The 25,342-nt window shown below is 72.4% G+C and carries 24 protein-coding genes; 13 read left to right on the top strand and 11 right to left on the bottom strand.

Features of this window, described 5'->3' with window-relative positions; genetic code table 11:
- Positions 1–2 precede the first annotated feature (2 nt).
- Entirely contained in the window at positions 3–770 is a 768-nt protein-coding gene (gene fabI / locus ACGFSH_RS06115; protein WP_256918226.1) for an enoyl-ACP reductase FabI, read from the bottom strand.
- 5 nt (positions 771–775) lie between these two features.
- Positions 776–1,495 (bottom strand): 3-oxoacyl-[acyl-carrier-protein] reductase, encoded by a 720-nt coding sequence (fabG, locus tag ACGFSH_RS06110; protein ID WP_329408489.1) that lies wholly within the window; start codon positions 1,493–1,495, stop codon positions 776–778.
- Between the two features lie 243 nt (positions 1,496–1,738).
- Between fabG and ACGFSH_RS06105 the strand changes: the two genes are divergently transcribed.
- The 3 genes from ACGFSH_RS06105 (at position 1,739) to tyrS (ending at position 6,000) form a co-directional block, all read left to right on the top strand.
- A complete protein-coding gene (locus ACGFSH_RS06105; RefSeq protein ID WP_393345392.1) occupies positions 1,739–3,262 on the top strand; it encodes a TldD/PmbA family protein in 1,524 nt (507 codons plus the stop codon).
- Positions 3,259–4,653, top strand: coding sequence for a metallopeptidase TldD-related protein (locus ACGFSH_RS06100; RefSeq protein ID WP_393345391.1), 1,395 nt, complete (start codon positions 3,259–3,261; stop codon positions 4,651–4,653). Before ACGFSH_RS06105 ends, ACGFSH_RS06100 begins: the two co-directional genes overlap by 4 nt.
- Positions 4,654–4,734: 81 nt before the next feature.
- The gene (gene tyrS / locus ACGFSH_RS06095) at positions 4,735–6,000 is read left to right on the top strand and encodes a tyrosine--tRNA ligase (RefSeq protein WP_393345389.1); all 1,266 of its coding nucleotides are present in this window, start codon (positions 4,735–4,737) and stop codon (positions 5,998–6,000) included.
- A gap of 401 nt (positions 6,001–6,401) precedes the next feature.
- Here the strand turns inward: tyrS and ACGFSH_RS06090 are convergent, their stop codons facing one another.
- Positions 6,402–6,680, bottom strand: a complete 279-nt coding sequence (locus ACGFSH_RS06090) for a GlsB/YeaQ/YmgE family stress response membrane protein (protein WP_329408495.1) — start codon at positions 6,678–6,680, stop codon at positions 6,402–6,404.
- Positions 6,681–6,883: 203 nt separating this feature from the next.
- Here ACGFSH_RS06090 and ACGFSH_RS06085 point away from each other — a divergent pair, with 203 nt between their 5' ends.
- Positions 6,884–7,309, top strand: coding sequence for a DUF3099 domain-containing protein (locus ACGFSH_RS06085; RefSeq protein WP_393345387.1), 426 nt, complete (start codon positions 6,884–6,886; stop codon positions 7,307–7,309).
- A 209-nt stretch (positions 7,310–7,518) separates the two neighbouring features.
- Positions 7,519–7,737 carry a hypothetical protein gene (locus ACGFSH_RS06080; RefSeq protein WP_393345385.1) on the top strand — a complete coding sequence of 73 codons (219 nt, stop codon included), beginning with the start codon at positions 7,519–7,521 and terminating at the stop codon, positions 7,735–7,737.
- Positions 7,738–7,843: 106 nt separating this feature from the next.
- Here the strand turns inward: ACGFSH_RS06080 and moaA are convergent, their stop codons facing one another.
- The 3 genes from moaA to ACGFSH_RS06065 form a co-directional block, all read right to left on the bottom strand.
- Positions 7,844–8,833: a GTP 3',8-cyclase MoaA gene (gene moaA / locus ACGFSH_RS06075; RefSeq protein WP_393345383.1), complete on the bottom strand. Its 990-nt coding sequence runs from the start codon at positions 8,831–8,833 to the stop codon at positions 7,844–7,846.
- A gap of 228 nt (positions 8,834–9,061) precedes the next feature.
- A complete protein-coding gene (locus tag ACGFSH_RS06070; RefSeq protein WP_393345381.1) occupies positions 9,062–10,702 on the bottom strand; it encodes a cation acetate symporter in 1,641 nt (546 codons plus the stop codon).
- Complete coding sequence (locus ACGFSH_RS06065; protein WP_393345379.1) at positions 10,699–11,055, bottom strand: DUF485 domain-containing protein; 357 nt, start codon at positions 11,053–11,055, stop codon at positions 10,699–10,701. The genes ACGFSH_RS06070 and ACGFSH_RS06065 overlap by 4 nt, the downstream gene beginning before the upstream one ends.
- A 314-nt stretch (positions 11,056–11,369) precedes the next feature.
- On the opposite strand from ACGFSH_RS06065, the gene ACGFSH_RS06060 reads away from it, so the two are divergent.
- From ACGFSH_RS06060 to ACGFSH_RS06050, 3 genes are all read left to right on the top strand, one after another.
- Positions 11,370–12,902, top strand: a complete 1,533-nt coding sequence (locus tag ACGFSH_RS06060) for a S8 family serine peptidase (protein ID WP_393345377.1) — start codon at positions 11,370–11,372, stop codon at positions 12,900–12,902.
- Positions 12,903–13,082: 180 nt separating this feature from the next.
- Positions 13,083–14,540, top strand: coding sequence for a CoA transferase (locus tag ACGFSH_RS06055; RefSeq protein WP_393345375.1), 1,458 nt, complete (start codon positions 13,083–13,085; stop codon positions 14,538–14,540).
- Between the two features lie 105 nt (positions 14,541–14,645).
- On the top strand, positions 14,646–15,596 hold the full coding sequence (locus ACGFSH_RS06050; RefSeq protein ID WP_393345373.1) for a CopD family protein: 951 nt from the start codon (positions 14,646–14,648) through the stop codon (positions 15,594–15,596).
- A gap of 157 nt (positions 15,597–15,753) precedes the next feature.
- Here ACGFSH_RS06050 and ACGFSH_RS06045 read toward each other — a convergent pair whose 3' ends face one another.
- The 4 genes from ACGFSH_RS06045 to ACGFSH_RS06030 all read right to left on the bottom strand — a co-directional run bounded on the left by ACGFSH_RS06045 (position 15,754) and on the right by ACGFSH_RS06030 (position 19,285).
- Positions 15,754–16,797 (bottom strand): zinc-dependent alcohol dehydrogenase family protein, encoded by a 1,044-nt coding sequence (locus ACGFSH_RS06045; RefSeq protein WP_393345371.1) that lies wholly within the window; start codon positions 16,795–16,797, stop codon positions 15,754–15,756.
- A 37-nt stretch (positions 16,798–16,834) separates the two neighbouring features.
- Complete coding sequence (locus ACGFSH_RS06040) at positions 16,835–17,518, bottom strand: lysoplasmalogenase (RefSeq protein ID WP_393345369.1); 684 nt, start codon at positions 17,516–17,518, stop codon at positions 16,835–16,837.
- On the bottom strand, positions 17,515–18,417 hold the full coding sequence (locus tag ACGFSH_RS06035) for a sterol desaturase family protein (protein ID WP_393345367.1): 903 nt from the start codon (positions 18,415–18,417) through the stop codon (positions 17,515–17,517). The genes ACGFSH_RS06040 and ACGFSH_RS06035 overlap by 4 nt, the downstream gene beginning before the upstream one ends.
- Before the next feature lie 157 nt (positions 18,418–18,574).
- Positions 18,575–19,285, bottom strand: a complete 711-nt coding sequence (locus ACGFSH_RS06030; RefSeq protein ID WP_393345365.1) for a VIT family protein — start codon at positions 19,283–19,285, stop codon at positions 18,575–18,577.
- Between the two features lie 449 nt (positions 19,286–19,734).
- Between ACGFSH_RS06030 and ACGFSH_RS06025 the strand changes: the two genes are divergently transcribed.
- From ACGFSH_RS06025 to ACGFSH_RS06005, 5 genes are all read left to right on the top strand, one after another.
- Positions 19,735–20,745, top strand: coding sequence for a DEDDh family exonuclease (locus ACGFSH_RS06025; RefSeq protein WP_393345363.1), 1,011 nt, complete (start codon positions 19,735–19,737; stop codon positions 20,743–20,745).
- A 180-nt stretch (positions 20,746–20,925) separates the two neighbouring features.
- A complete protein-coding gene (locus tag ACGFSH_RS06020) occupies positions 20,926–21,159 on the top strand; it encodes a hypothetical protein (protein WP_079041440.1) in 234 nt (77 codons plus the stop codon).
- Between the two features lie 91 nt (positions 21,160–21,250).
- Positions 21,251–22,042 (top strand): SURF1 family protein, encoded by a 792-nt coding sequence (locus ACGFSH_RS06015; RefSeq protein ID WP_393345361.1) that lies wholly within the window; start codon positions 21,251–21,253, stop codon positions 22,040–22,042.
- 124 nt (positions 22,043–22,166) lie between these two features.
- Complete coding sequence (locus ACGFSH_RS06010) at positions 22,167–23,954, top strand: glycoside hydrolase family 15 protein (RefSeq protein ID WP_393345359.1); 1,788 nt, start codon at positions 22,167–22,169, stop codon at positions 23,952–23,954.
- Positions 23,955–23,959: 5 nt separating this feature from the next.
- Positions 23,960–24,715 (top strand): SDR family oxidoreductase, encoded by a 756-nt coding sequence (locus ACGFSH_RS06005; RefSeq protein ID WP_393345357.1) that lies wholly within the window; start codon positions 23,960–23,962, stop codon positions 24,713–24,715.
- Between the two features lie 48 nt (positions 24,716–24,763).
- Here ACGFSH_RS06005 and amaP read toward each other — a convergent pair whose 3' ends face one another.
- Entirely contained in the window at positions 24,764–25,342 is a 579-nt protein-coding gene (amaP, locus tag ACGFSH_RS06000; protein WP_393345355.1) for an alkaline shock response membrane anchor protein AmaP, read from the bottom strand.

The raw sequence follows: 25,342 nt of genomic DNA, 5'->3' as shown, positions 1-25,342 counted from the left end.
GATCACGCGCCGATGGCGTGCAGACCGCCGTCCACGTGGACGATCTCGCCCGTGGTCTTCGGGAACCAGTCGCTCAGCAGGGCGACGACGCCGCGGCCGGCCGGCTCGGGGTCCTTGAGGTCCCACTCGAGCGGGGAACGGCTGTCCCACACGGAGGCCAGTTCACCGAAGCCCGGGATGGACTTGGCGGCCATGGAGCCCAGCGGGCCCGCCGAGACCAGGTTGCAGCGGATGTTCTGCTTGCCCAGGTCGCGGGCCATGTAGCGGCTGGTGGCCTCCAGGGCGGCCTTGGCGGGGCCCATCCAGTCGTACTGCGGCCAGGCGAACGAGGCGTCGAAGGTGAGGCCGACGACCGATCCGCCGTTCTGCATCAGCGGCAGGCAGGCCATGGTCAGCGACTTCAGGGAGAACGCCGAGACGTGCATGGCCGTGGCGACCGACTCGAACGGCGTGTTGAGGAAGTTGCCGCCGAGCGCGTCCTGCGGGGCGAAGCCGATCGAGTGGACGACGCCGTCGAGGCCGCCGAGCTCCTCGCCGACGACGTCCGCGAGGCGACCGAGGTGCTCGTCGTTGGTCACGTCGAGCTCGATGACCTTGGTGGGCCTGGGGAGCTTCTTGGCGATGCGCTCGGTCAGCGTGGGCCGCGGAAACGCGGTGAGGATGATCTCGGCGCCCTGCTCCTGGGCCAGCTTGGCGGTGTGGAAGGCGATGGAGGACTCCGTCAGCACACCGGTGATCAGGACGCGCTTGCCCTCGAGAATTCCGCTCATGATGATCAGTGACCCATTCCCAGTCCGCCGTCAACGGGGATGACGGCTCCAGTGATGTACGAGGCGTCGTCCGAAGCGAGGAACCGCACCGTCGCGGCGATCTCCTCCGGCTGCGCGTACCTGCCGAGCGGGACCTGCGAGACGATGCCCGCGCGCTGCTCGTCGGTGAGCGCCTTGGTCATGTCGGTGTCGACGAAGCCGGGCGCGACGACGTTGAAAGTGATGTTGCGCGATCCCAGCTCACGGGCCAGGGAGCGCGCGAAGCCGACCAGGGCGGCCTTGGAGGCGGCGTAGTTCGCCTGCCCCGGAGAGCCGTACAGCCCGACCACGGAGGAGATGAGCACGACGCGGCCCTTCTTGGCGCGCAGCATGCCGCGGTTGGCGCGCTTGACCACCCGGAAGGCTCCGGTCAGGTTGGTGTCGATGACCGAGGTGAAGTCCTCCTCGCTCATCCGCATCAGGAGCTGGTCCTTGGTGATGCCGGCGTTGGCGATCAGAATCTCGACCGGGCCGTGCTGCGCCTCGATCTCCTTGTAGGCCTGCTCCACCTGCTCGGGGTCGGTGATGTCGCACCTGACGGCGAGGCAGCCCAGTTCCGTCAGGGCGGCCGGCGGCTCGCCCGAGCGGTACGTGATCGCGACCTTGTCGCCGGCGTCGGCGAACGCGCGGGCGATGGCGAGGCCGATGCCCCGGTTTCCTCCGGTGACGAGAACCGAGCGGCTCAACGGATCACCCTTTCGATTGGGATCTGACGCGCCTGCCCGCACTCTCGACGGCAGGCGGCTTCCCTCGAAACCTATCGGTCCGCTTCGGCCCGCGGACATTCGGGCACCGACAGTGGCGCACGGGACTGGCTGTCGGGTCCCTACAGAAAGTTTGCGCAAGCCCGGCGGAAGGTGTGGTCCACCGGTCGCCGGGCGCGACATGATCGAGGTCTTCACACGCGACGACACCAGGGAGAGACGTAGGTGCCCCATAGCATCGATGAAAGTTTCACGGCCCTACCCCTACGCGCCCTCGCCGACGCCGCTCTCGCACGCGCACGTGCGCTCGGGGCGGCGCACGCGGACTTCCGGTTCGAGCGGGTGCGCAGCGCGTCGTGGCGGCTGCGGGACGCCAAGCCCGCCGGATCGTCCGACACGACCGACCTCGGGTACGCGGTGCGTGTCGTGCACGGCGGGACGTGGGGCTTCGCCTCCGGGGTGGACCTGACCATGGACGCGGCGGCCCGCGTCGCCTCGCAGGCCGTGGCGATGGCCAAACTGTCCGCGCAGGTGATCAAGGCCGCCGGGTCCGACGAACGCGTCGAGCTGGCCGACGAGCCCGTGCACGCCGACCGGACGTGGATCTCGTCCTACGAGATCGACCCGTTCACCGTGCCGGACGAGGACAAGGCGGCGCTCCTCGCGGACTGGAGCGCGCGGCTGCTCGCGGCGAACGGGATCAACCACGTGGACGCCTCGCTGCTCACCGTCCACGAGAACAAGTTCTACGCGGACACGGCCGGCACCGTGACCACCCAGCAGCGGGTGCGGCTGCATCCGGCGCTGAACGCGGTGTCGGTCGACGAGTCCAGCGGCGAGTTCGACTCGATGCGCACGATCGCGCCGCCCGCCGGCCGCGGCTGGGAGTACCTCACCGGGACCGGCTGGGACTGGGACGACGAGCTGGCGCGCATCCCGGAACTGCTGGCCGAGAAGATGCGCGCGCCGAGCGTGGAGCCGGGGCTGTACGACCTGGTGGTGGACCCGTCCAACCTGTGGCTGACGATCCACGAGTCCATCGGCCACGCCACCGAGCTGGACCGCGCCCTCGGCTACGAGGCGGCCTACGCCGGCACCTCCTTCGCCACCTTCGACCAGCTCGGCAAGCTGCGCTACGGCTCGGACCTGATGAACGTCACGGGCGACCGCACCGCCGAGCACGGCCTGGCGACCGTCGGCTACGACGACGAGGGCGTCGAGGCCCAGTCCTGGGACCTGGTGAAGGACGGCACGCTCGTCGGCTATCAGCTGGACCGCCGGATCGCGAAGCTGACCGGGTTCGAGCGGTCCAACGGCTGCGCGTTCGCCGACTCCCCCGGCCATGTGCCGGTGCAGCGCATGGCCAACGTGTCGCTGCGGCCGGATCCCGCCGGGATGTCCACCGACGACCTCGTCGGCAGCGTCGACCGCGGGATCTACGTCGTCGGCGACCGCTCCTGGTCGATCGACATGCAGCGCTACAACTTCCAGTTCACCGGGCAGCGGTTCTTCCGGATCGAGAACGGGCGGATCACCGGGCAGCTGCGGGACGTGGCCTACCAGGCGACGACGACGGACTTCTGGGGCTCGATGGCGGCGGTGGGCGGTCCGCAGACCTACGTCCTGGGCGGCGCGTTCAACTGCGGCAAGGCCCAGCCCGGTCAGGTGGCGGCGGTGTCGCACGGCTGCCCGTCGGCCCTGTTCAAGGGCGTCAACATTCTGAACACCACGCAGGAGGCCGGCCGATGAGCGCCCGTAGCACCAAGCCGCACGAGGTCGTCGAGCGCGCCCTCGAGCTGTCGCGGGCGGACGGCTGCGTCGTCATCGCCGACGAGCAGTCGACGGCCAACCTGCGCTGGGCGGGAAACACGCTGACGACCAACGGCGTGACGCGCGGCCGCACGCTCACCGTGATCGCCACGGTCGACGGCAGGGAGGGCACCGCGTCGGGCGTCGTCTCGCGGGCCGCGGTGACCGCGGACGAGCTGGAGCCCCTCGTGCGGGCCGCCGAGGCCGCCGCGCGCGGGGCGGGCCCCGCCGAGGACGCGCAGCCCCTGGTGACGGGCGTGGCGCCGTCCCCGGAGTTCACCGAGGCGCCCGCGGAGACCTCCTCGGCGGTGTTCGCCGACTTCGCCCCGGCCCTGGGCGAGGCGTTCGCCCGCGCGCGGGCCGGCGGCCGCGAACTGTACGGGTTCGCCAACCACGAGCTGGTCTCGACGTACCTGGGCACCTCGACCGGGCTGCGGCTGCGGCATGACCAGCCGAACGGGACGCTGGAGCTGAACGCCAAGTCCCCGGACCGCACGCGCTCGGCCTGGGCGGGGCGTTCCACCCGGGACTTCAAGGACGTCGACCCGGCGGCGCTCGACGCCGAGCTGGCCGTACGGCTGGGCTGGGCGCGGCGGCGGATCGAGCTGCCCGCCGGGCGGTACGAGACGCTGCTGCCGCCCACGGCGGTGGCCGACCTGTTGATCTACCAGCTGTGGTCGGCGTCGGGCCGGGACGCGACCGAGGGCCGCACGGTGTTCTCCAAGCCCGGCGGCGGCACCCGGCTCGGTGAACGGCTGACCGAGCTGCCGCTGACCCTGCGCAGCGACCCGCACGAGCCGGGCCTGGAGTCGGCGCCGTTCGTCATCGCGCACTCCTCGGGCGGCGACCAGTCGGTGTTCGACAACGGGCTGCCGCTGCGCTCCACCCAATGGGTCGACGCGGGCGAGCTGAGGCATCTGACGACCACCCGGCACAGCGCTGCCCTGACCGGGCTGCCGACGGCCCCGGCGGGCGACAACCTGATCCTGGACGGCGGCGAGGACCGCTCCCTGGAGGAGATGGTGGCGAGCACCCGGCGCGGGCTGCTGCTGACCTGCCTGTGGTACATCCGCGAGGTCGACCCGGCGACCCTGCTGCTGACCGGCCTGACCCGGGACGGCGTCTACCTGGTCGAGGACGGCGAGGTCGTCGGCGAGGTGAACAACTTCCGCTTCAACGAGTCGCCGGTCGGTCTCCTGGGCCGGGCCTCGGAGGCGGGGCGCACGGAGAAGACGCTGCCCCGGGAGTGGAGCGACTGGTTCACCAAGGCCGCGATGCCCGCGCTGCGGGTGCCGGATTTCAATATGAGCTCTGTCAGCCAAGGCGTATAACCTCATAGCCGGCGGTCGTCCGGTCGACCGGTCCGGCCGCCCGCAGAGCATCACGAAGACCACCTAGGAGATACGAGAACCGTGACGGACATCGTCGACGAGCTGAAGTGGCGCGGCCTGTGGGCCCTGTCCACCGACGAGGACGCTTTGCGCAAGGCGCTCGCGGACGGTCCCGTCACGTTCTATTGCGGTTTCGACCCCACCGCGGCCAGCCTGCACGTCGGTCACCTGGTGCAGGTCCTCACCATGCGCCGGCTCCAGCAGGCGGGCCTGCGTCCACTGGCCCTGGTCGGCGGGGCGACCGGCCAGATCGGCGACCCCCGCCCCACGGCGGAGCGCACGCTGAACGACCCGGAGACGGTCGCGAACTGGGTGACGCGGCTGCGCGCGCAGATCGAGCCGTTCCTGTCCTTCGAGGGCGACAACGCCGCGGTGATGGTCAACAACCTCGACTGGACGGCCGGACTGTCGGCCATCGAGTTCCTGCGGGACATCGGCAAGCACTTCCGCGTCAACAAGATGCTGACCAAGGACTCGGTCGCCCGGCGGCTGGAGTCCCAGGAGGGCATCAGCTACACGGAGTTCAGCTACCAGCTGCTCCAGGGCATGGACTTCCTGGAGCTGTACCGCCGCTACGGCTGCACGCTCCAGCAGGGCGGCAGCGACCAGTGGGGCAACCTCACGGCCGGCCTGGACCTCATCCACCGGCTGGAGCCGGAGGCCGAGGCGCACTGTCTGGCGACGCCGCTGATGGTCAAGGCGGACGGCACCAAGTTCGGCAAGACCGAGGGCGGCGCCGTCTGGCTCGACCCGGAGCTGACGACCCCGTACGCGTTCTACCAGTTCTGGCTGAACGTGGACGACCGCGATATCTCGACGTATTCACGGATCCTGTCCTTCCGGTCCCGCGAGGAGCTGGAGGAGCTGGAGCGGCAGACCGAGGAGCGTCCGCAGGCGCGTGCCTCGCAGCGCGCGCTGGCCGAGGAGCTGACGACGCTGGTGCACGGCGCCGACCAGACGGCCGCGGTGATCGCCGCGTCCAAGGCCCTCTTCGGCCAGGGTGAACTGGGCGGGCTCGACGAGCGGACGCTGGCCGCGGCCCTCTCCGAGGTGCCGCACGTCCGGGTCGCCGAGCCCGGACCGGTCGTCGACCTGTTCGCCGAGGTCGGCCTGGTGGCCAGCAAGTCGGCCGCCCGGCGGACGGTGAAGGAGGGCGGGGCCTACGTGAACAACGTCAAGGTCACGGCCGAGGACGCGGTCCCCGCGCGGGAGGACCTGCTGCACGGGCGGTGGCTGGTGCTGCGGCGCGGCAAGAAGAACCTGGCCGCGGTGGAGATCACCGGCTGACCGGTACAGCGACCGGTTGACGGTAGGGACGACCGGTCCACGGGAGTGGCCATCAGTTGACGGCAATGAGTTGACGGGGAGTGGCCATCAGTTGACCGCGACGGCGATTGTTGACCGGACCGGCGACCAGTTGATCGCAGCGTCAATGCCTGATCGGAGCAGCTGGCAGTCGACCGGATCGGCAACCCATTGACCGGAGCAGCCGCCGGCCGGCCGGAGCGGTATCCGGTTGATCGGAGCGGTGACCGGTTGACCGGAGGGGCCATCGGTTGACCTGTGAGGCGCCAGCGCACGGCTGACGGCTTCCGACGCACGAGGGGCGGTTCCCGCGAGGGGCCGCCCCTTCGTCGTCCCGCGTCAGCATGTGCGCGGCCGGCGGCCGCTCGGGGCTCAGCCGCTCCTCAGGCTCGCTGCTTCCTCTTGCCCAGCGTCGCCATGTACAGCATGTCGCCCAGAGCGACGATGATGATCGCGGCGATCAGCTGGAACGCATGGCGGCTCCAGTCGATGCCGGGCGTGGACTCGACTCCCACGGCACGGGCGACCGCGTTGCCCACGATGGCGCCCAGCATGCCGAAGATGGTGGTCAGCCAGAGTGGACTGTGCTGCTTGCCCGGGATGATCGCCTTGGCGATCAGGCCCAGCACGAATCCCACGATGATCGCCCACAACCAGCCCATTTGACGCCTCCTCGTACGGCCCTACGCCGACATTGCCCTCAGTGTCGGCCCGGTCGCCGTACGGCGCATGTCGGGTACGGCCGTACGCGGGACGGCGCAGCAGGTCCGTCCCGGTGAGCGACGCCCCGGCCTCGGCGGGGGCGCGGGCGCGGCGTACCGTGGAGAGTCGGTGGAAGGCCGAGGCGGGCGGACGGTGGATTGTGATGCGGAAGCAGGGCGGTAGCGGGAACGTCGAGGTGTTCCGGATCACCGGGGCACGGCAGGGGCTCCAGGACGACGTGCGGGGCCGGCAGCGCCGGTACGTCATCTCGATGTCGGTGCGCACCGTGGCGGTGATCCTGGCGGCGAGCCTGTGGAACGTGGAACGGCATGTGGCCGTCGTGGCGTTGGTCCTGGGGTTGGTGCTCCCCTATATCGCGGTGGTGATCGCGAACGCGGGCCGGGAGAACGTGCCCTCGCTCCCCTCGACGTTCCTGACCGCTCCGGTCCGGCCGATGATCGCCCGGCCGCAGGCCGACGACGAGCGCGCGGGGGCGGCTCCGCAAGCGGAATCCGGTACGCGGGACGAGGGCGGGCCGGAGGCCGGCAGGCACGAATCCGCGCACGGTCCGGGCGAGCGGCGGCCGTGAACGGGCTGTGCGCGAACAGTGAACCGGCTGTGCGACAAGCTCAGGAAAAGCTCAGATCAATCATGTTGTTCCAGTGCCGTCGGGACGGTGGGCCGTGACATACTTCGTACGCGCTCCGCATCCCCCGTCGGAGCGACGGACCGACGCCGGGCAGCTCCCCCCGTGGCTGCTCGGCGTCGCCTTTGTGTGCGTGTGGGTGAGACGAAGCAGTGAGTGACGAGACCCCTGTCTGTTCCGCCAAGGGCTGCCGTGTGGACGCGGTGTGGGTACTGGCGTGGAACAACCCGAAGCTCCACACGCCCGAGCGGCGCAAGACCTGGCTCGCCTGCGAGGAGCACCGCGAGCATCTGTCGCAGTTCCTCGGGGTGCGCGGCTTCCTCAAGGACGTCGTCCCGCTGAACGAGTGGGAGTCCGCGCAGACCTCGTAGCCCTTCTTGCAGGCCTTGGTCCCAGGCCTTGTCCCGGGCCTTCTCGGGGCTCTCCCTCCTGGCCCTCGGCCCTCGGCGGGCGACCTCGGCGGTCCGGTGCCCGGTCCTATCCGCCGATGGCCGACATCGGGCGGTCGGGCTGGAGGAAGCTCGGGTCGTCCAGGCCCGAGCCGGCCTTCTTGCCCCACATCGCCAGCCGCCAGATGCGGGCTATCTCCTCGTCGGGGGCGTCGGAGCGCAGCGCCGCGCGCAGGTCGGTCTCCTCGCGGGCGAACAGGCAGGTGCGGACCTGGCCGTCGGCCGTCAGGCGGGTGCGGTCGCAGGCGGCGCAGAACGGGCGGGTGACCGAGGCGATGACGCCGACGCGGTGGGGGCCGCCGTCGACGAGCCAGCGCTCGGCCGGGGCGGAGCCGCGTTCGTCCTGCCCTTCGGGGGTGAGGTCGAAGCGGGTGCGCAGGGAGGCCAGGATGTCCCCGGCGGTGACCATGCCCTCGCGCTTCCAGCCGTGCTGGGCGTCCAGCGGCATCTGCTCGATGAAGCGCAGCTCGTAGTCGTGCTCGACGGCCCAGGACAGCAGGTCCGGCGCCTCGTCCTCGTTGAGGCCGGGCATCAGGACGCTGTTCACCTTCACCGGCGTCAGGCCGGCCTCGCGGGCGGCTTCGAGGCCTTCGAGGACGTCCTTGTGGCGGTCCCGGCGGGTGAGGGTCTTGAAGACGTCGGGGCGCAGGGTGTCGAGGGAGACGTTGACCCGGTCCAGGCCGGCCGCCTTGAGGGCCGTGGCGGTGCGGCGCAGGCCGATGCCGTTGGTCGTCAGCGACATCATGGGGCGGGGGGCGAGGGCCGCGACCCGCTCGACGATGCCGACCAGGCCCGGGCGCAGCAGGGGTTCGCCGCCCGTGAAGCGGACCTCCTCTATACCGAGCGAGGTGACGGCGATGCCGATCAGGCGGACGATCTCGTCGTCCGTGAGGAGGTCGGGCTTGGCCAGCCACTGCAGGCCCTCCTCGGGCATGCAGTACGTGCAGCGCAGGTTGCAGCGGTCGGTGAGCGAGACCCTCAGGTCGGTGGCCACTCGGCCGTAGGTGTCGATGAGCACGTGGGCCCCCTCCCTCGTGGTGGACCGGTTTTCTCTCCGTCACTGCGAGCCTACGTGACCCCGCCGACATCGACAGTGCCCGATCCCACGAGGTGGGACGCGGCCGCGTCGTAGGGATCTACGACGCGGCCGCGGGCCGGGTGTCGGCGACGGGGGCCGCCCGGCGGCCGGACGCGGGCCGCCGGGGCGCCTCGTCGCCGGTCAGCGGGCCGTGGGCCGTGGCGCCGGTCAGTGGGCTCCGGTGCCGGTCAGGGAGCGGACCTCCAGTTCGGCGTACTTGGCCTTGTCGGGCTCCTCCTTCGAGAGGAGGGTGCCGACGATGCCCAGCAGGAAGCCGACCGGGATCGAGATGAGGCCGGGGTTCTCCAGCGGGAACCAGTGGAAGTCGACGTCCGGGAACATCGAGGAGGGCTTGCCCGAGACGACCGGCGAGAACAGCACCAGGCCGACCGCGGTGACCAGGCCGCCGTAGATCGACCACAGGGCTCCGGCGGTGGTGAACCGCTTCCAGAACAGGCTGTAGAGGATCGTCGGCAGGTTGGCGGAGGCGGCGACCGCGAAGGCGAGGGCGACCAGGCCCGCGACGTTCAGGTCGCGGGCGAGGGCGCCGAGCAGGATGGAGACGGCGCCGATGCCGACGGTGGCGTAGCGGGCCGCGTTGATCTCCTCCTTCTCGGAGGCCTGCCCCTTCTTGATGACGTTGGCGTAGATGTCGTGGGCGAACGACGAGGACGACGCCAGGGTGAGGCCGGCGACCACCGCGAGGATGGTCGCGAAGGCGACCGCGGAGATGGTGGCCAGCAGGACGGCGCCCCAGTTGGAGTCGACGCCGCCCAGATGGAGGGCGAGCAGGGGCGCCGCGGTGTTCCCCGCCTTGTTGGACGAGGTGATCTCGTCCGGCTTGATCAGCGCGGCGGCGCCGAAGCCGAGGGCGAGGGTCATGAGGTAGAACGCGCCGATGAGGCCGATGGCCCACAGGACCGACTTACGGGCGGCCTTGGCGGTGGGCACCGTGTAGAAGCGGATCAGGATGTGCGGCAGACCGGCGGTGCCCAGGACGAGGGCGATGCCGAGGGAGAGGAAGTCCAGCTTGGTGGTGCCGGTGGCGCCGTACTTCAGGCCCGGCTCCAGGAAGGCCGCACCCTTGCCGCTGTTGTCGGCGGCCGAGCCCAGCAGGTCGGAGACGTTGAAGTCGAACTTCAGCAGGACCAGGAAAGTGAGCAGGAGGGCGCCGATGATGAGCAGCACCGCCTTGACCATCTGGACCCAGGTGGTGCCCTTCATGCCGCCGATCGTCACGTAGACGATCATCAGTACGCCGACCAGGGCCACGATCGCGATCTTGCCGCCGTCGCTGGTGATGCCGAGCAGCAGGGAGACGAGGACGCCCGCGCCCGCCATCTGGGCCAGCAGGTAGAAGATCGACACCACGATGGTGGAGGTGCCGGCCGCGGTGCGGACCGGCCGCTGGCGCATGCGGTACGCCAGGACGTCGCCCATGGTGTAGCGGCCGGAGTTGCGCAGCGGCTCGGCGACCAGCAGCAGGGCCACCAGCCAGGCGACCAGGAAGCCGATGGAGTACAGGAAGCCGTCGTAGCCGAAGAGGGCGATGGCGCCCGCGATGCCGAGGAAGGACGCGGCGGACATGTAGTCGCCGGAGACGGCGAGTCCGTTCTGGAAGCCGGTGAACTGGCGGCCGCCGGCGTAGAAGTCGGCGGCGTCCTTGGTCTGGCGGCCGGCCCAGACGGTGATGACGAGGGTCGCGGCGACGAACACCGAGAACAGGATGATGATCAGTGTGCGGTGCTCGCTCGCCTCGCCCGCGGCGAGCAGGGCGGTGTGGTGCGCGGTGTGCGGTGCGGTGCTCATTCGCCCGCCTCCATCCGGGACTTGATGGCTTCTGCCTTGGGGTCGAACTTGGCGGCCGCGGTCCGCGCGTACCACCAGGCGATGAGGAAGGTCGTGAGGAACTGGGCGAGGCCCAGGGCGAGGGCCACGTTGATGTTGCCGAAGAGCTTGGTGCCCATGAAGTCGCCCGCGTAGTTCGACAGCAGGACGTACAGCAGGTACCAGACGATGAAGGCGAACGTCAGCGGGAAGGCGAAGCCCCGGTAGGCGCCGCGCAGTTCACCGAACTCCGCGCTCTCCTGCACCGCGACGAACTCCTCGGTGGAGGGGAGCTGGGCTGGGGTTTTCGAGGGGGGCGGTGTCTCGGTGGCCACGGGGTCTCCTCGTTGCGGGTGCAGGTGGGACGGCGAACGGAGGCGAGTGTCCTCTCGCTCCCTGCCCAAGGTCACGGGGCCGCGGGAGGACGGGTTCAACGCGCCGGACGGGTTTGTCGAAGGGGCCTGACGGCCGGTCATGACCAACGAGCGGGAACCCCGTCAGGTCATGGGCCGGCAAAATCGCCGTCGGGAAGTCATTGCTGACCGATGAGTCAGGGAGATAGCTTCGGGCGAGCACCACCCGTCATGTACCTGCCTAGGCGGCACCCGCGCCCGGGTCAGGTCCCGTTTCCGGATGATGTGGAGACCCCATGGCTCATCTGCCTTCCAGACGCCGGCTCGCTCTCGCGGTGCCCGTCGTACTGTCGCTGACCGCCTCGCTCGGCTTCCTGCCGGCGGCGGCCTCCGCGGCCCCCGTTCCGGCGTCGGCCGCCCGGACGGCCGACGCCGGAACGCTGGCGTACGTCGTCAACACGAAGGTCGACCACGGCACGATCCGGAAGGTGAAGAAGGCGGTCGCCGAGGCCGGCGGCACCGTCGTCGCGGCCTACGACAGGATCGGCGTGCTCGTCGTCCACTCGGCGAACCCCGACTTCGGCCAGAAGATACGCGCGGTGCGCGGCGTGCAGTCGGCGGGAGCGACCCGCACGGCGCCGCTGAGCGCGGCCGGGACCACCGACGAGGGAGCGGCGCAGGTCCTCTCGAAGGCGGAGGCCGCGAAGGTCGAGAAGGCGTCCGACGCGGCGGGCCAGAGCGAGCCGCTCGAGGCCGACCAGTGGGACCTGCGGGCGATCGGCGCCGACAAGGCCGCCACGATCAACCCGGGCAGCAAGAGGGTGACGGTCGCCGTCATCGACACCGGCGTCGACGACACCCACCCGGACCTCGCGCCGAACTTCTCGGCGTCCCAGTCGGCCAACTGCGTCGGCGGCGTCGCGGACACCACTCCCGGCGCCTGGCGTCCGTACGACCCGGCCGAGGACTACCACGGCACCCATGTGGCCGGTGAGATCGCCGCGGCGCGCAACGGCATCGGCGTGTCGGGCGTCGCGCCCGGCGTGAAGGTCGCCGGCATCAAGGTGAGCGACCCCAAGGACGGCCTCTTCTACCCGGAGAACGTGGTCTGCGCGTTCGTGTTCGCCGCCGACCACGGCGTCGAGATCACGAACAACAGCTACTACGTCGACCCGTGGCTGTACAACTGCATGGACGACCCCGACCAGCGGGCCATTGTGGATGCGGTCAACAGGGCCCAGCTGTACGCCCAGAAGAAGGGCACGCTCAGCGTGGCCTCCGCGGGCAACTCCAACCACGACCTCGACTCCGACGCACTCGAGGACGCGTCCAGCCCCGACGACACCACGCCGGTGACGCGCACGGTCGACCCGCACGAGTGCTTCGACATCCCGACGCAGCTGCCGGGTGTCGTCACGGTGAGCGCGACGGGCGTCAAGGGCGCCAAGTCGTACTACTCCAGCTACGGTCTGGGCGTCGTCGACGTCGCGGCACCGGGCGGCGACAAGTTCCAGATCCCGGACACGCCGTCGGCCAACGGCCGCATCCTGTCGACGCTGCCGAACAACGCGTACGGCTTCCTCCAGGGCACCTCGATGGCGTCCCCGCACGTGGCCGGCGTGGCCGCGCTGCTGAAGTCGACGCACCCGCACGCGAGCCCGGCGCAGTTGCAGGCGCTGCTCAAGCTGCAGGCCGACGCGACGAGCTGCCCGACCGAGCCGTACGACGGTGACGGCAACGGCGTCGTGGACGCCACCTGCGTGGGCGGCAAGCGCCTCAACGGCTTCTACGGCTTCGGCGTGGTCAACGCGCTGCGCGCCGTGAAGTAGCCGCCCGAGCGGGCGGACGGCAGGCGTTACCGGGGCCGGGCGGACATCCGCCCGGCCCTTCGCCGTCCGCCCGTACACCCTCGCCGGTACACCCCTTCGCCTGTCCGGCCTTCGGCGGTACGGCAGGTACGGCGACGCATCCCCCATATATTGATTGAATCAATACTGCACCATGTAGTCATGACTCGAATCAAGTTCGCTTGGTCCGCGCTCGGCGGCGATCCCGCCCTCCTGGACCGCGTGTCGACCGTCGCCCGCGAGGGGACGCTGCCAGCGCGGCTTCCCGTGCGGGACCTGGCGCGGTCCTGCGTCGGCGCGTGCGCCCTGGCCGCCGCCGAGCTGGGGGCTAGACGGGCCGGTCTCGCGCGCCCGCCCGCGGTGCGTGTGGACGACGGCGCGGTGGCCACCGCGTTCGTCAGCGAACGGCACCTGCGGGTCGACGGGCGGCCGCCCGTCACCTTCGCGCCGCTCTCGCGGTTCTGGCGGACGGCCGACGGCTGGGTGCGGACCCACGCCAACTACCCGCACCATCGCGAACGGCTGATGCGCGCGCTGGGGCTGCCCGCGGACACCGATCCGGAGGCCGCGGAGAGGGAGCTCGCCGAACGCGCCGCCCTGGACGTGGAGGACGCCGTGTACGCGGCCGGCGGGCTGGCGGTCGCCCTGCGCACGCCCGCACAGTGGGCGGCGCACCCCCAGGCCGCCGAGGTCGCCGCCCGGCCCCTGGTCGAGCGCGGCCGGCTCGACGCGGCACGCACGCGTACCTTCGCACCGCTCGACGGTGGCCCCCTGCTGCCCGCCGCGGGACTGCGCGTCCTGGACCTGACGCGGGTCCTGGCCGGGCCGGTGGCCACCCGCACCCTCGCGCTGCTGGGCGCGGACGTCCTGCGCGTCGACGCCCCCCGGCTGCCCGAGCTCGTCGACCAGCACGCGGACACGGGCTTCGGCAAGCGGTCGACGCTGCTGGACCTGGCGGCCGACAGGTCCGCCTTCGAGGAGCTGCTCGCGGCGGCGGACGTGGTGGTCACCGGCTACCGGCCGGGCGCGCTAGACCGGTTCGGCCTGTCCCCCGAGGCGCTCGCCGAGCGCCGGCCCGGGCTGGTGGTGGCGCAGGTCTCGGCGTGGGGCGCGTACGGGCCGTGGGGCGCGCGTCGCGGGTTCGACAGCCTCGTGCAGGTGGCCACCGGCATCGCCGCGGCGGAGGGCTCCGCCGAGCGGCCGGGCGCGCTGCCGGCGCAGGCCCTCGACCACGGGACCGGCTACCTGCTGGCCGCCGGCGTCCTGCGCGCGCTGACCGAGCAGTCGTACGACGGCGGCAGCCGGTTCGTCCGGACGGCGCTGGCGCGGACGGCGGCCTGGCTGACGGAGGGCGCCCGGATGGGCGAAGACGACGGCAAAGGGACCGCCAAGGAGGGCGCGGCCGCCCAGGAGACCCAGGCTCCGCGCGCGGAGCGGGGAACGGGAAGCGGCGAGCGGGGCGGGAACGGCGAAGCCGGTCCGCGGCCCTGGCTCGGGGAGACCGAGAGCCCGGTCGGGCGGCTGCGGTACGCCCTGCCGCCGGTGGCGTTCGACGGCGGGCCGCACGACTGGGCCCGCCCACCCGGCCCGTGGGGAGCGGATCCGGCGCGCTGGCTCTGAGCCGCACGGTGCCCGGACGGGACCGCCGACCGGGGCGGACGGTCCGCCTGAGGCCCACCCCCATCCGACTTGCCCGGTTTTGCGGGGCATGGTGAAGATCCTGGCATGGCCCTCATACGACCGCCCGAAGTGACCGTCTCCGCGCCCCGAACCGGCCCCGGCCGGGCGGTGGCCCTGCTCGTCCTGATCGGGATCGGGGCACTGGTCCCGCTGCTCGGGCCGTCCGTCGCGGTCCACGGCACCGGACAGAGCGCGGCGTCGGACTCCGGTGCGCTCGCCCTGCTGCGGGCGGCGCTGTTCGCGGCGCTGAGCGTGCAGGTGGGCGAGCTGTTCACGGCCGTTCTCGCCCGGCGGGTGCCGAAAGCGCCGCGCGAGCGGCCGGGCGGCTGGGCCCCGTTCGCGGCGGTGGTGGGGTTCGCGGCCGCGGCGGCGGCCGGGGAGCTGGCGCCGCACGGCCACGGCTCACGGACCGGCGTGCTCGCGCTGGTCGAGGCGATCGCGTTCGCGGTCGCCGGGCTGTGCGCCCTGTCCAGCCGGCCGAACCGTCAGGCGTGGCCGCTGGCGGCGGTGATCCTGGCGGAGGCACTGCGCGCCCACCCGCCCACCGAGCACACGCCCCTGGTCGGATCCGCGCTGACGCTCGTGCATGTGACGTGCTCGGCGCTGTGGGCGGGCGGCCTGCTGAGCGTGCTGCGCACCCTGCGCCGGTGGGACGGGGCCACGGCCGGCGCCGCCCTGCTCGGCCTGTACGCGCGCGTGGCCGCCGTGCTGTTCGCCGCCGTCACGGCCACCGGGCTGCTCAGCTCGCTGCGCCGGCTGCCGGCCGGGTCGGTGCTCGGCCTGCTGACCTCGACCGCGTACGGGCGCGTGCTGCTCGCCAAGGTGCTCCTGGTCGGCGCGGTCGCCCTGCTCGCCCTGTGGGCGCGCACGCGGCTGCGGCGGTCGCCCGACCCGCTGGCCGCCTGCTCCCCCGCGCGCGTGGAGCTCGTCGCGCTGGGCGCGGTGGTCGCGGTGTCGGGACTGTTGACGGCCTTGCCGCTGCCCGTCAAGGGTTGACGGCGTCAAGCAGTCACCTTGATGGTCAGGTGTCACGCCGGGTGTCGGCCGGGGGCGACGGCCGTCGGTTGATCATCATGATCTGCCGGGTGTCCGACGGGTATGCCCGCCGCCGGTTGATCACCATGATCAGCCGGGCGTCGCCCCCGGAACGCCGTCAGTTGGTCACCATGACCTTGAGGGCGGTGCGCTCGTCCATCGCCTTGTAGCCGTCCGGGACGCCCTCGATGCCGACGGTCAGGTCGAACACGGGCGACGGGTCGATCGCGCCGCTCAGCACGTCGGGCAGCAGTTCCGGGATGTAGGCGCGGACCGGGGCGACGCCGCCGCGCAGGGCGATGTTGCGGTCGAACATGACGCTCAGGTCGAGACCGGTGCCGCTGCCGTGCGGGACGCCCACGAAGCCGACCGCGCCGCCGTCCCGGCTGACTTCGAGCGCCGTCCGCATGGACTGCTCGGTGCCGACCGCCTCCACGACCGCGTGCGCGCCCTGGCCGCGGGTGAGTTCGCGGACGGCTTCCACGGCCTCCTCGCCACGCTCGGCGACGACGTCGGTGGCGCCGAAGCGGCGAGCGATGTCCGTGCGGGCCCGGTGGCGGCCCAGCGCGATGATGCGTTCGGCGCCGAGGCGCTTGGCGGCCAGGACGGCGCACAGGCCGACCGCTCCGTCCCCGACGACGGCGACGGTGGCGCCGGGCCGGGCGCCCGCGCCGAGGGCCGCGTGGTGGCCGGTGCCCAGCACGTCGGAGAGGGTGAGCAAGGCGGCCAGCAGCCGGTCGTCGGAGGCGGCCTCCTTGGGCAGCCGCACGAGGGTGCCGTCGGCGAACGGCACGCGCACGGCCTCGCCCTGGCCGCCGTCGTAGCCGACGGAGCCCCAGAAGCCGCCGTGCTCGCAGGACGTCGTCAGGCCTTCACGGCAGTAGTCGCAGACGCCGTCGGACCACATGAAGGGCGCGACGACCAGGTCGCCGCGCCGCAGCGTCGACACGTCGGAGCCGGTCTCCTCCACCACGCCGAGGAACTCGTGCCCGATGCGCTGGCCCGGCCGGCGGGACGCCTCGCCGCGGTACGCCCACAGGTCGCTGCCGCAGATGCAGGCGCGCAGCACCCGGACCACCGCGTCGGTGGGCAGCTGCACCACGGGTTCGGGCACGTCCTCCACCCGCATGTCGAAGGGGGCGTGAATGGTGGTGGCGCGCATGTCGAGGGTCCTTCTCGTGCGGTGTCGTCGAGGGCGCTCAGGGGGTGGTCGAGCGCACCTCACGGTACGCCGCCGCCGGCTCCCGCCGCCCGCCGAGGCCGTCGAGGACGCCGCGGACCAGCAGGAACTGTGCGGCGACATAGGTGAGCATGATCCACAGGTCGGGGCGCGGGGGCTGCGGCCAGTCGGCCACGCCGGTGGCGATGAGGGTGTCGGAGAGCAGGAACAGCAGGCCTCCGGCGCCGGCGACCGGGCCGAGCCTGACGGCGGCGGTGCAGGCCATGGCCGTCAGGAGGGTGCTGTACACCGCGACGGGCGGGCGCAGTTGGTGGGGCAGGCCGGGCCACAGCAGGACGACGGTGGCGGTCAGGACGACGGCGTAGCAGGGGGCGAGCACCGCGGCCCGCGCGTGGGGACGGCCGACGCGGGCGAACAGCACCAGGTAGCAGACGTGTCCGGCGGCGAAGGACGCCATGCCGGCGAGGAAGGCGGGGTCGGCGTCGGACAGCAGCAGGACGTCGCCGCCCCAGCCGCACGCCAGGGCCGCCGACAGCAGCCTGGGCGCCCCGCGCAGGGCGGCCCAGGCGGCGAGCAGCGGCATGAGCAGCGGCTTGGCGAGAGTGTGGCCGGGGCCGAAGCCGGTCGCGAGGCTGAGCAGGTCGACGGCGGTGGCGAGCGCGCACAGGGCCAGGAGGGCGAGGGTGACGCGGGATCGGGTCACGCGGCCGAGGTCTCCTCGACCGGGGACGCGGCGGAGCCGGGGGCGGAGGCGGCGGGCGCGGCGGGCGCGGGCTGCCACCCCGGGCCGCGGAAGACGCGCCCCGCCCGCTCACGCCAGCTGGACGCGGCCCTCACGTCCCGGGCGATCGCGACGTACTCGTGCGTGGCCACCTTGATCGGGTTGAACGTGTTGATGTTCTTCGTCAACCCGTAGACGGGACGGTCCACCTCGGGGACGAACGAGCCGAAGAGCCGGTCCCAGACGATGAGGATGCCGCCGAAGTTGCGGTCCAGGTAGCCGCCCTGGGAAGCGTGGTGGACGCGGTGGTGGGAGGGCGTGTTCAGCAGGAACTCGAACCACCGCGGCATCCGGTCGATCCGCTCGGTGTGGATCCAGAACTGGTAGACGAGGTTGGCCGAGGAGCAGAACGCGAGTGCGGCCGGGTGGACGCCCGCGGCGACGAGCGGGACGTAGAACGGCCAGACCGTCAGGGACGTCCAGGGCTGACGCAGGGCGGTGGTGAGGTTGAACTTCTCGCTGGAGTGGTGGACGACATGACACGCCCACAGGACGCGGATGACGTGGTGGCCGCGGTGGGACCAGTAGTAGAAGAAGTCCTGCGCGAGCAGCATCAGCGGGAGCGTCCACCACAGGACGGGCACGCGCAGCGGCGTCAGTTCGTAGATCGCCGTGTAGATCGCGACGATCGGGATCTTCCAGAAGAAGTCGAAGACGAGGCTGCCGAGCCCCATGCCGACGCTCGTCGCGGCGTCCTTCGCCTCGTATCCGGCCGCGGCGCCGTCCTCGGCGGGGTGGAGCCGCACGCTGATCACCTCGACGACGGTGAGCAGCACGAAGGCGGGTATCGACCAGAGCACGACATCGGGCAAATTAGGCATGTGGGCAACGTAGAACCGCTGGTCGTCCGCCGCTAGACGTTGTTACCGACAAGTATTACCGGGGGTATGCGCTTGCTTGTTGGTGATCCTCGCCAACCGGCCCCCGTAAACGGGCCGGGCACTCACGTCCCCTTCACACTCCGTCCGCTCCCGGTGTTCACACTCCCGCCGCCCCCAGCAGCGCCCCGACCGCGTACGTGACCGCCATCGCGAGCGCTCCGCCGCCCATGTTGCGCGCCACCGCCCGGCCCGCCGCCGCCGAGCCCAGCCGGGCGCTGCTCCAGCCGGTGCCGGCCAGCGCCGCCAGGACCGACGCGACCGTGATCGGAAGCCTCCAGTGGGCCGCGGGGAGCACGATGGCGAGGAGCGGCAGGAGGGCGCCCGCGGTGAAGGCGAGGAAGCTCGCCCAGGCCGCGTGCCAGGGATTGGTGAGGTCGTCCGGGTCGATACCCAGCTCCACCCGCGCGTGGGCCTTCAGCGCGTCCCGCTCCGTGAGCTGCACGGCCGCCTCCCTGGCCACCTGCCGGGACAGGCCCCGCTCCCTCAGCAGCTCGGTCAGCTCGTCCAGTTCGGCCTCCGGCTGCTCGCGCAGCTCCCGGCGTTCCTGCGCGAGGGCGGCCCGCTCGGAGTCCCGCTGCGTCGACACGGAGACGTACTCCCCCGCCGCCATCGACATCGACCCGGCGAGCAGACCGGCGAGCCCGGCCGTCAGCAGCGCCGCACGGTCGTCGGTGGCGCCCGCCACGCCGACGACGAGGCCCGCGGTGGAGACGATGCCGTCGTTGGCGCCGAGCACGGCGGCGCGCAGCCAGTTCAGCCGGGATCCGAGCGAGCTCACGTGAGCCTCGGCGTGGGTGGGTTCCGTCACAGGACGGAGGATGACACCCCGGATGACGCGCACCCCGCACCGACGCTCGACCGTCCGCACTCCGCCAGGGGATGAGAGGCGCCGGAGGGGGACGGAGGGCCGGAGGGGGACGGAGGGCCGGAGGGGGACGGAAGGGAGGAAGAGATCAAATGCATATACACGCAGCAAGAGGGCGTAACCCGGCGAAGACGCCTAGGGAGCATCAATACCTGTGAAACAACACGGAAGGCCCCTTCAAGGCGCATACAAGCGCGACGAGTTCACCGGGCGCCGCGCTCCAGGGTCCGAACCGACGCTGCACGCGGGGTGGTTGAGCGGGGAGCAGGAGGTCCGGACGGGCACGCGTGCGTGCGGGAGGCGAACTCCCGTACGTGCCGGAGGGCTTCTTCCCTCCCCTCCACGGGGCAGGTGCGGCGAGGTGTCAGTAGGGGCCCGTATCCTCAGTGACCATGCTCGAAGACCACACGACGACAGCGTCCTCCCCCACGGAGTGGCCGACCGCGTATCCCCAGGGGTACGCGGTCGTTGACGTGGAGACCACCGGCCTGGCCCGGGACGACCGGATCATCTCCGCCGCCGTCTACCGGCTGGACGCGCGCGGCGAGGTCGAGGACCACTGGTACACGCTGGTCAACCCGGAGCGCGACCCCGGCCCGGTGTGGATACACGGTCTGACGAGCGACGTGCTCGAAGGCGCGCCCCTCTTCACGGACGTGGCCGAGGAGTTCGCCGCGCGGCTCGACGGGCGGGTGCTCGTCGCGCACAACGCGGTCTTCGACTGGCAGATGATCGCGCGGGAGTACGCGCGCGCCCGGCGCGAGGCGCCGGTACGGCAGCGGCTGTGCACCATCGCGCTGTCCAAGGAGCTGGGCCTGCCGCTGCCGAACCACAAACTGGAGTCGCTGGCGGCGCATTTCGGGGTCGTGCAGCAGCGGGCGCACCACGCGCTGGACGACGCGCGCGTGCTCGCGGAGGCGTTCCGGCCGAGTCTGCGGGCCGCGGCGGCGGGCGGTGTCCGTCTGCCGCTGCTGGAGTGCCGGCCGCTGACGGAGTGGACCGACCGGCCCGCGCCCCGGATCGGCCGCCAGGCGGGCGGCCCGGACGGCGGCCTCGGCGGCTACGGCGCGTACCGTCCCGGCACGTGGCGGCCGTCGCGCAAGCGCCCCGCGTGCCCGTACCCCAATCCGGGACGGTACGAGGACGGCAAGCGGCTGAAGCAGGGCATGCGGGTCGCCTTCTCGGGCGACACGTCGGTCGAGCGCGAGCTGCTGGAGGACCGTGCCGCCGAGGCCGGTCTGCACGTGGCGACGAGCCTGTCCCGGCTGACCAGCCTGCTGGTCACCAACGACCCTGACTCGGGCACGTCGAAGGTGGTGAAGGCGCGCCAGTTCGGGACGCCCGTCGTCGACGAGGCCGCCTTCGGACAGCTCCTGCGCGACGTGGAGCCCGCCGACGGGTGACGCGGGCGCACGGCGGCCCCCGCGCGCGGGGCGGCTTCGGCCTGCCGACGGGCCCGGGCGCGGGCGGCTTCGCGCACCGGCGGCCCCGCGAGCGGGCGATCCCGGCGTACGGGTGATTGCCGTGCGACTCGCCCGCCGTCCGCTCGCCCGCGCGGGCGGGGACCGCTCACCCTGTGGCGCATGGCGAGATGCGAAGTTTGCGGCAACGACTACGGAATGACCTTCGAGGTGCACGCGCAGGGCGCGGTCCACGTCTTCGACTGCTTCTCCTGTGCGATCCACCGCATGGCCCCCATCTGCGAGCACTGCCGGGTCCAGATCATCGGTCAGGGCGTCGAGGTGGAGGGGCACTGGTACTGCGGCGCGCACTGCGCCCGCGCGGAGGGCAGGGTGGGCATCGTCGACAAGGTGTGAGCCGTTCCGGGAGCCCGCGCGACGTCCCCCCGAGAGGCGGCTCGCGGCACCCGGCCGAGTACACCCCACGACCGAGTTGTACGGTCGTGGGGTGTACCGCTTCCTGTTGTCCCGGCAGTGGGTGATCCTCACGCTGGTCTCCCTCCTCCTCATCCCCACGATGATCAGGCTGGGCTTCTGGCAGATGCATCGCTACGACGAGCGCACCGCGCGCAACCAGCTGGTCTCCGACTCGCTGGGCGCCGACCCGGTGCCCGTGGAGTCCCTGACCGCCCCGGGGCACGAGGTCACCCGCAGCGAGCGGTACCGCAGCGTGACCGCCGTCGGGACCTTCGACACCGGGCGCGAGGTCGTCGTCAGGCGGCGGGTCAACTCCGACGAGACGGTCGGCTTCCACGTGCTGACCCCGTTCGTGCTGACGGACGGCAAGGTGCTGCTGGTCAACCGGGGCTGGATCCCCGCGAACGGCGCCAGCCAGACCGACTTCCCGCGGATCCCCGCGCCGCCGCACGGCCGCGTCACCGTCACCGGGCGGCTGATGCCGGACGAGACGACCGCGGCCAGCGGCATCAAGGACCTCAAGGGACTGCCGGACCGGCAGGTCATGCTGATCAGCAGCGAGCAGGAGGCCGCCCGCCTGGGCGCCCGGGTGCTCGGCGGCTACATCGTGCAGACGGCGCCCGAGCCCAAGGGCGACACCCCGGAGCTGCTCGGCCCGCCCGGCAGCGAGGACGCGGCCCTGAACTTCGCGTACGCCATCCAGTGGTGGCTGTTCTCGGCGGGCGTCCCCGTCGGCTGGCTGGTCATGGCCCGGCGGGAGGCCCGCGAGCGTGCCGCGGCCGCCGCCCAGGCCACCGAGCGGACCGAGCCCGCCCCGGTGTAGGACTTCGATCACGCGCGCGGACCCCGCGGCACGTGCCGGGCACGCGCGCGTGTGGTGATCCGCCCGTCACCCGGCCGGACGCACCTCTGATTGCCGTACGGGCCCGGCGGGAACCCGGAACCCCGTGCACCCCCGCATCGAGGACTACGCCCTGATCGGCGACGAGCAGACCGCGGCCCTGGTCGGCACGGACGGTTCGATCGACTGGCTCTGCCTGCCCCGCTTCGATTCCGGGGCCTGCTTCGCCCGGCTCCTCGGCGACGAGGACAACGGGCACTGGCGCATCGCCCCGCGCGGCGCGGAAGGCGCCTGCACCCGGCGCGCGTACCGGCACGACACGCTCGTCCTGGACACCGAGTGGGAGACCGCCGACGGCGCGATCCGGGTCACCGACCTGATGCCGCAGCGCGAGCGGGCACCGGACGTCGTGCGCATCGTCGAAGGGCTGCGCGGCCGGGTGACCGTCCGCAGCGCCCTGCGGCTGCGGTTCGACTACGGCTGGGTCGTCCCCTGGATGCGCCGGGTGGACGGCCACCGGGTGGCGGTCGCCGGGCCCGACGCGGTCTGGTTCCGCAGCGAGCCGGAGGTGCGCACCTGGGGCGAGGACTTCACCACGCACGCCGAGTTCACCGTCGCCGAGGGCGAGTCGGTCGCCTTCGTGCTGACCTGGCACCCCTCGCACGAGACCCGCCCCGCGCAGATCGACCCGTGGCAGGCGCTGCGCGTCAGCGTCGACGACTGGCGGGAGTGGGCCGCGCGCTGCCGCTACGACGGACCCCACCGGGACGCCGTGGTGCGCTCCCTGATCACCCTCAAGGCCCTCACGTACACGCCCACCGGCGGCATCGCCGCGGCGCTCACCACCTCCCTGCCCGAGGAACTGGGCGGAGTCCGCAACTGGGACTACCGCTACTGCTGGCTGCGGGACTCCACCCTCACCCTGGGCGCGCTCCTGGCGGCGGGCTACGAGGACGAGGCCGAGGCCTGGCGCAACTGGCTGCTGCGTGCCGTCGCGGGCGATCCGGCCGACCTCCAGATCATGTACGGCCTGGCGGGCGAGCGCCGGCTGCCCGAGTGCGAGCTGCCGTGGCTGTCGGGCTACGCCGGCTCCACGCCGGTGCGGATCGGCAACGGCGCCGTGGGCCAGTTGCAGCTGGACGTCTACGGCGAGGTCATGGACTCGCTGTCGCTGGCCCGGACCGCGGGCATGTCGCCCAAGCCGCACATGTGGTCGTTGCAGTGCGCGTTGATGAACTGGCTGAGCGAGAACTGGCGGCAGCCGGACGAGGGCCTGTGGGAGGTGCGCGGCGGGAGGCGCCAGTTCGTGCACTCCAAGGTGATGGTGTGGGTGGCCGCCGACCGGGCGGTGCGCGCGCTGGAGGAGTACCCGAAGCTCAGCGGCGACCTGGAGGGCTGGCGGGCGCTGCGCGACGAGGTGCACCGCGAGGTGTGCGAGAAAGGCTACGACCCGCGGCGCAACACGTTCACCCAGTCCTACGGGTCGGCGGACCTGGACGCCGCGCTGCTGCTGATCCCGCGCGTGGGCTTCCTGCCGCCGGACGACCCGCGGGTCGTCGGGACCGTCGACGCGATCCGCGAGGAGCTGGGGCACAGCGGCCTGGTGCGCCGCTACAGCACGGACGGCGCGCCCGTGGACGGGCTCCCGGGTGACGAGGGCGCGTTCGTGGCCTGCTCGTTCTGGCTGGCGGACGCGCTGCACATGACCGGCCGCACGGCGCAGGCGCGCGAGCTGTTCGAGCGGCTGGTGGGGCTGGCCAACGACGTGGGGCTGCTGGCGGAGGAGTACGACCCGGTGGCCGGACGGCACCTGGGCAACTTCCCGCAGGCGTTCAGTCACATCGGCCTGGTGAACACCGCCCTCGCCCTGTTCGGCGGCGAGGGGGCAGGATAGGAGCCATGGATCTTGGACTGAAGGACCGGGTGTACGTCGTCACGGGGGCCACGCGGGGCCTGGGCAACGCCGCCGCGCGCGAGCTCGTCGCGGACGGCGCGAAGGTCGTGCTGACCGGGCGGGACGACGAGCGCGTCGCCGCCGCGGCGGCCGAACTGGGGCCGAACGCCGTCGGCGTGGCCGTCGACAACGCCGACCCCGGCGCCGCGGGCCGCCTGATCGCCGCGGCACGGGAGTCGTTCGGCGGGTTCGACGGGGTGCTGGTGAGCGTGGGCGGGCCGCCGCCCGGGTTCGTCGCGGACAACACGGACGAGCAGTGGCAGGCCGCGTTCGAGTCGGTGTTCCTCGGCGCGGTGCGGCTGGCGCGGGCCGCGGCGGCCGAACTGGAGGCGGGCGGGGTCATCGGGTTCGTGCTGTCGGGATCGGTGCACGAGCCGATCCCGGGGCTGACGATCTCCAACGGGCTGCGGCCGGGGCTCGCCGGGTTCGCCAAGTCGCTGGCCGACGAGCTGGGCCCGCGGGGCATCCGGGTCGTGGGGCTGCTGCCCGCCCGGATCGACACCGACCGGGTGCGCGAGCTGGACGCGCTCTCGGCGGATCCCGAGGCCACCCGGACCGCGAACGAGTCCCGCATCCCGCTGCGCCGCTACGGCGCTCCGCAGGAGTTCGGCCGGGCGGCCGCGTTCCTGCTGTCGCCCGCGGCCTCCTACCTGACGGGGATCATGCTCCCGGTCGACGGCGGGATGCGGCACGGGTTCTGACGTGCGCCGGACGGGCGCCCGGACCGGTCCCCGGCGGCGCCCGGCGGCTCAACTGACCCGTTGTGCCTTGTGCTTGGCGGCCTTGAGGCGCACCGTCGCCGGCAGCGCGGGCAGCGCCGCCGAGTCCCTGGCGTGGGCCAGTGCCTCCGCCGTCAGCCGGTCCAGCGTCGTCGCCGGGTCCACATGGGGCTCCAGGAGCAGCCGGACGTGCGCCGCGGGGGCGTCCCTGCGGCCGGTCAGCCGGGCGTGGGCGTGGGAGACGCCGTCCAGGCGGCCGGCCTCGGCGGCGAGCACGCCTTCCAGGGCCCTGCCGCGCAGCAGCGCCCCCGCGCCGTCGCCCGTGTCGACGAGGACCTCGCCGAGCCGGCGCCGGCGCAGGACCGCGACGAGCCACCACAGGGCCAGCAGCACCAGCAGGGCCAGGGCGGCGATGACGGTCGGCCACCACCAGGCCTCGGCGCGCCAGCGGGTGCGTTCGGCGGTGGTGAGGAGCACGTCGTGGCGGCCGTGGTGGAGCCACCAGGAGGGCGGCTTGGCGCCGAGTCCGACGGCGAGCACCGCGCCGCCGACGGCGAGCAGCAGCAGCCCGGCGACTCCGACGAGCACGCGGTCGACGGTCCTGAGCAT

The sequence above is a fragment of the Streptomyces sp. NPDC048481 genome, from assembly GCF_043200075.1.
Lineage (GTDB): Bacteria > Actinomycetota > Actinomycetes > Streptomycetales > Streptomycetaceae > Streptomyces.
This window is presented reverse-complemented; position numbering and strand designations above follow the sequence as displayed.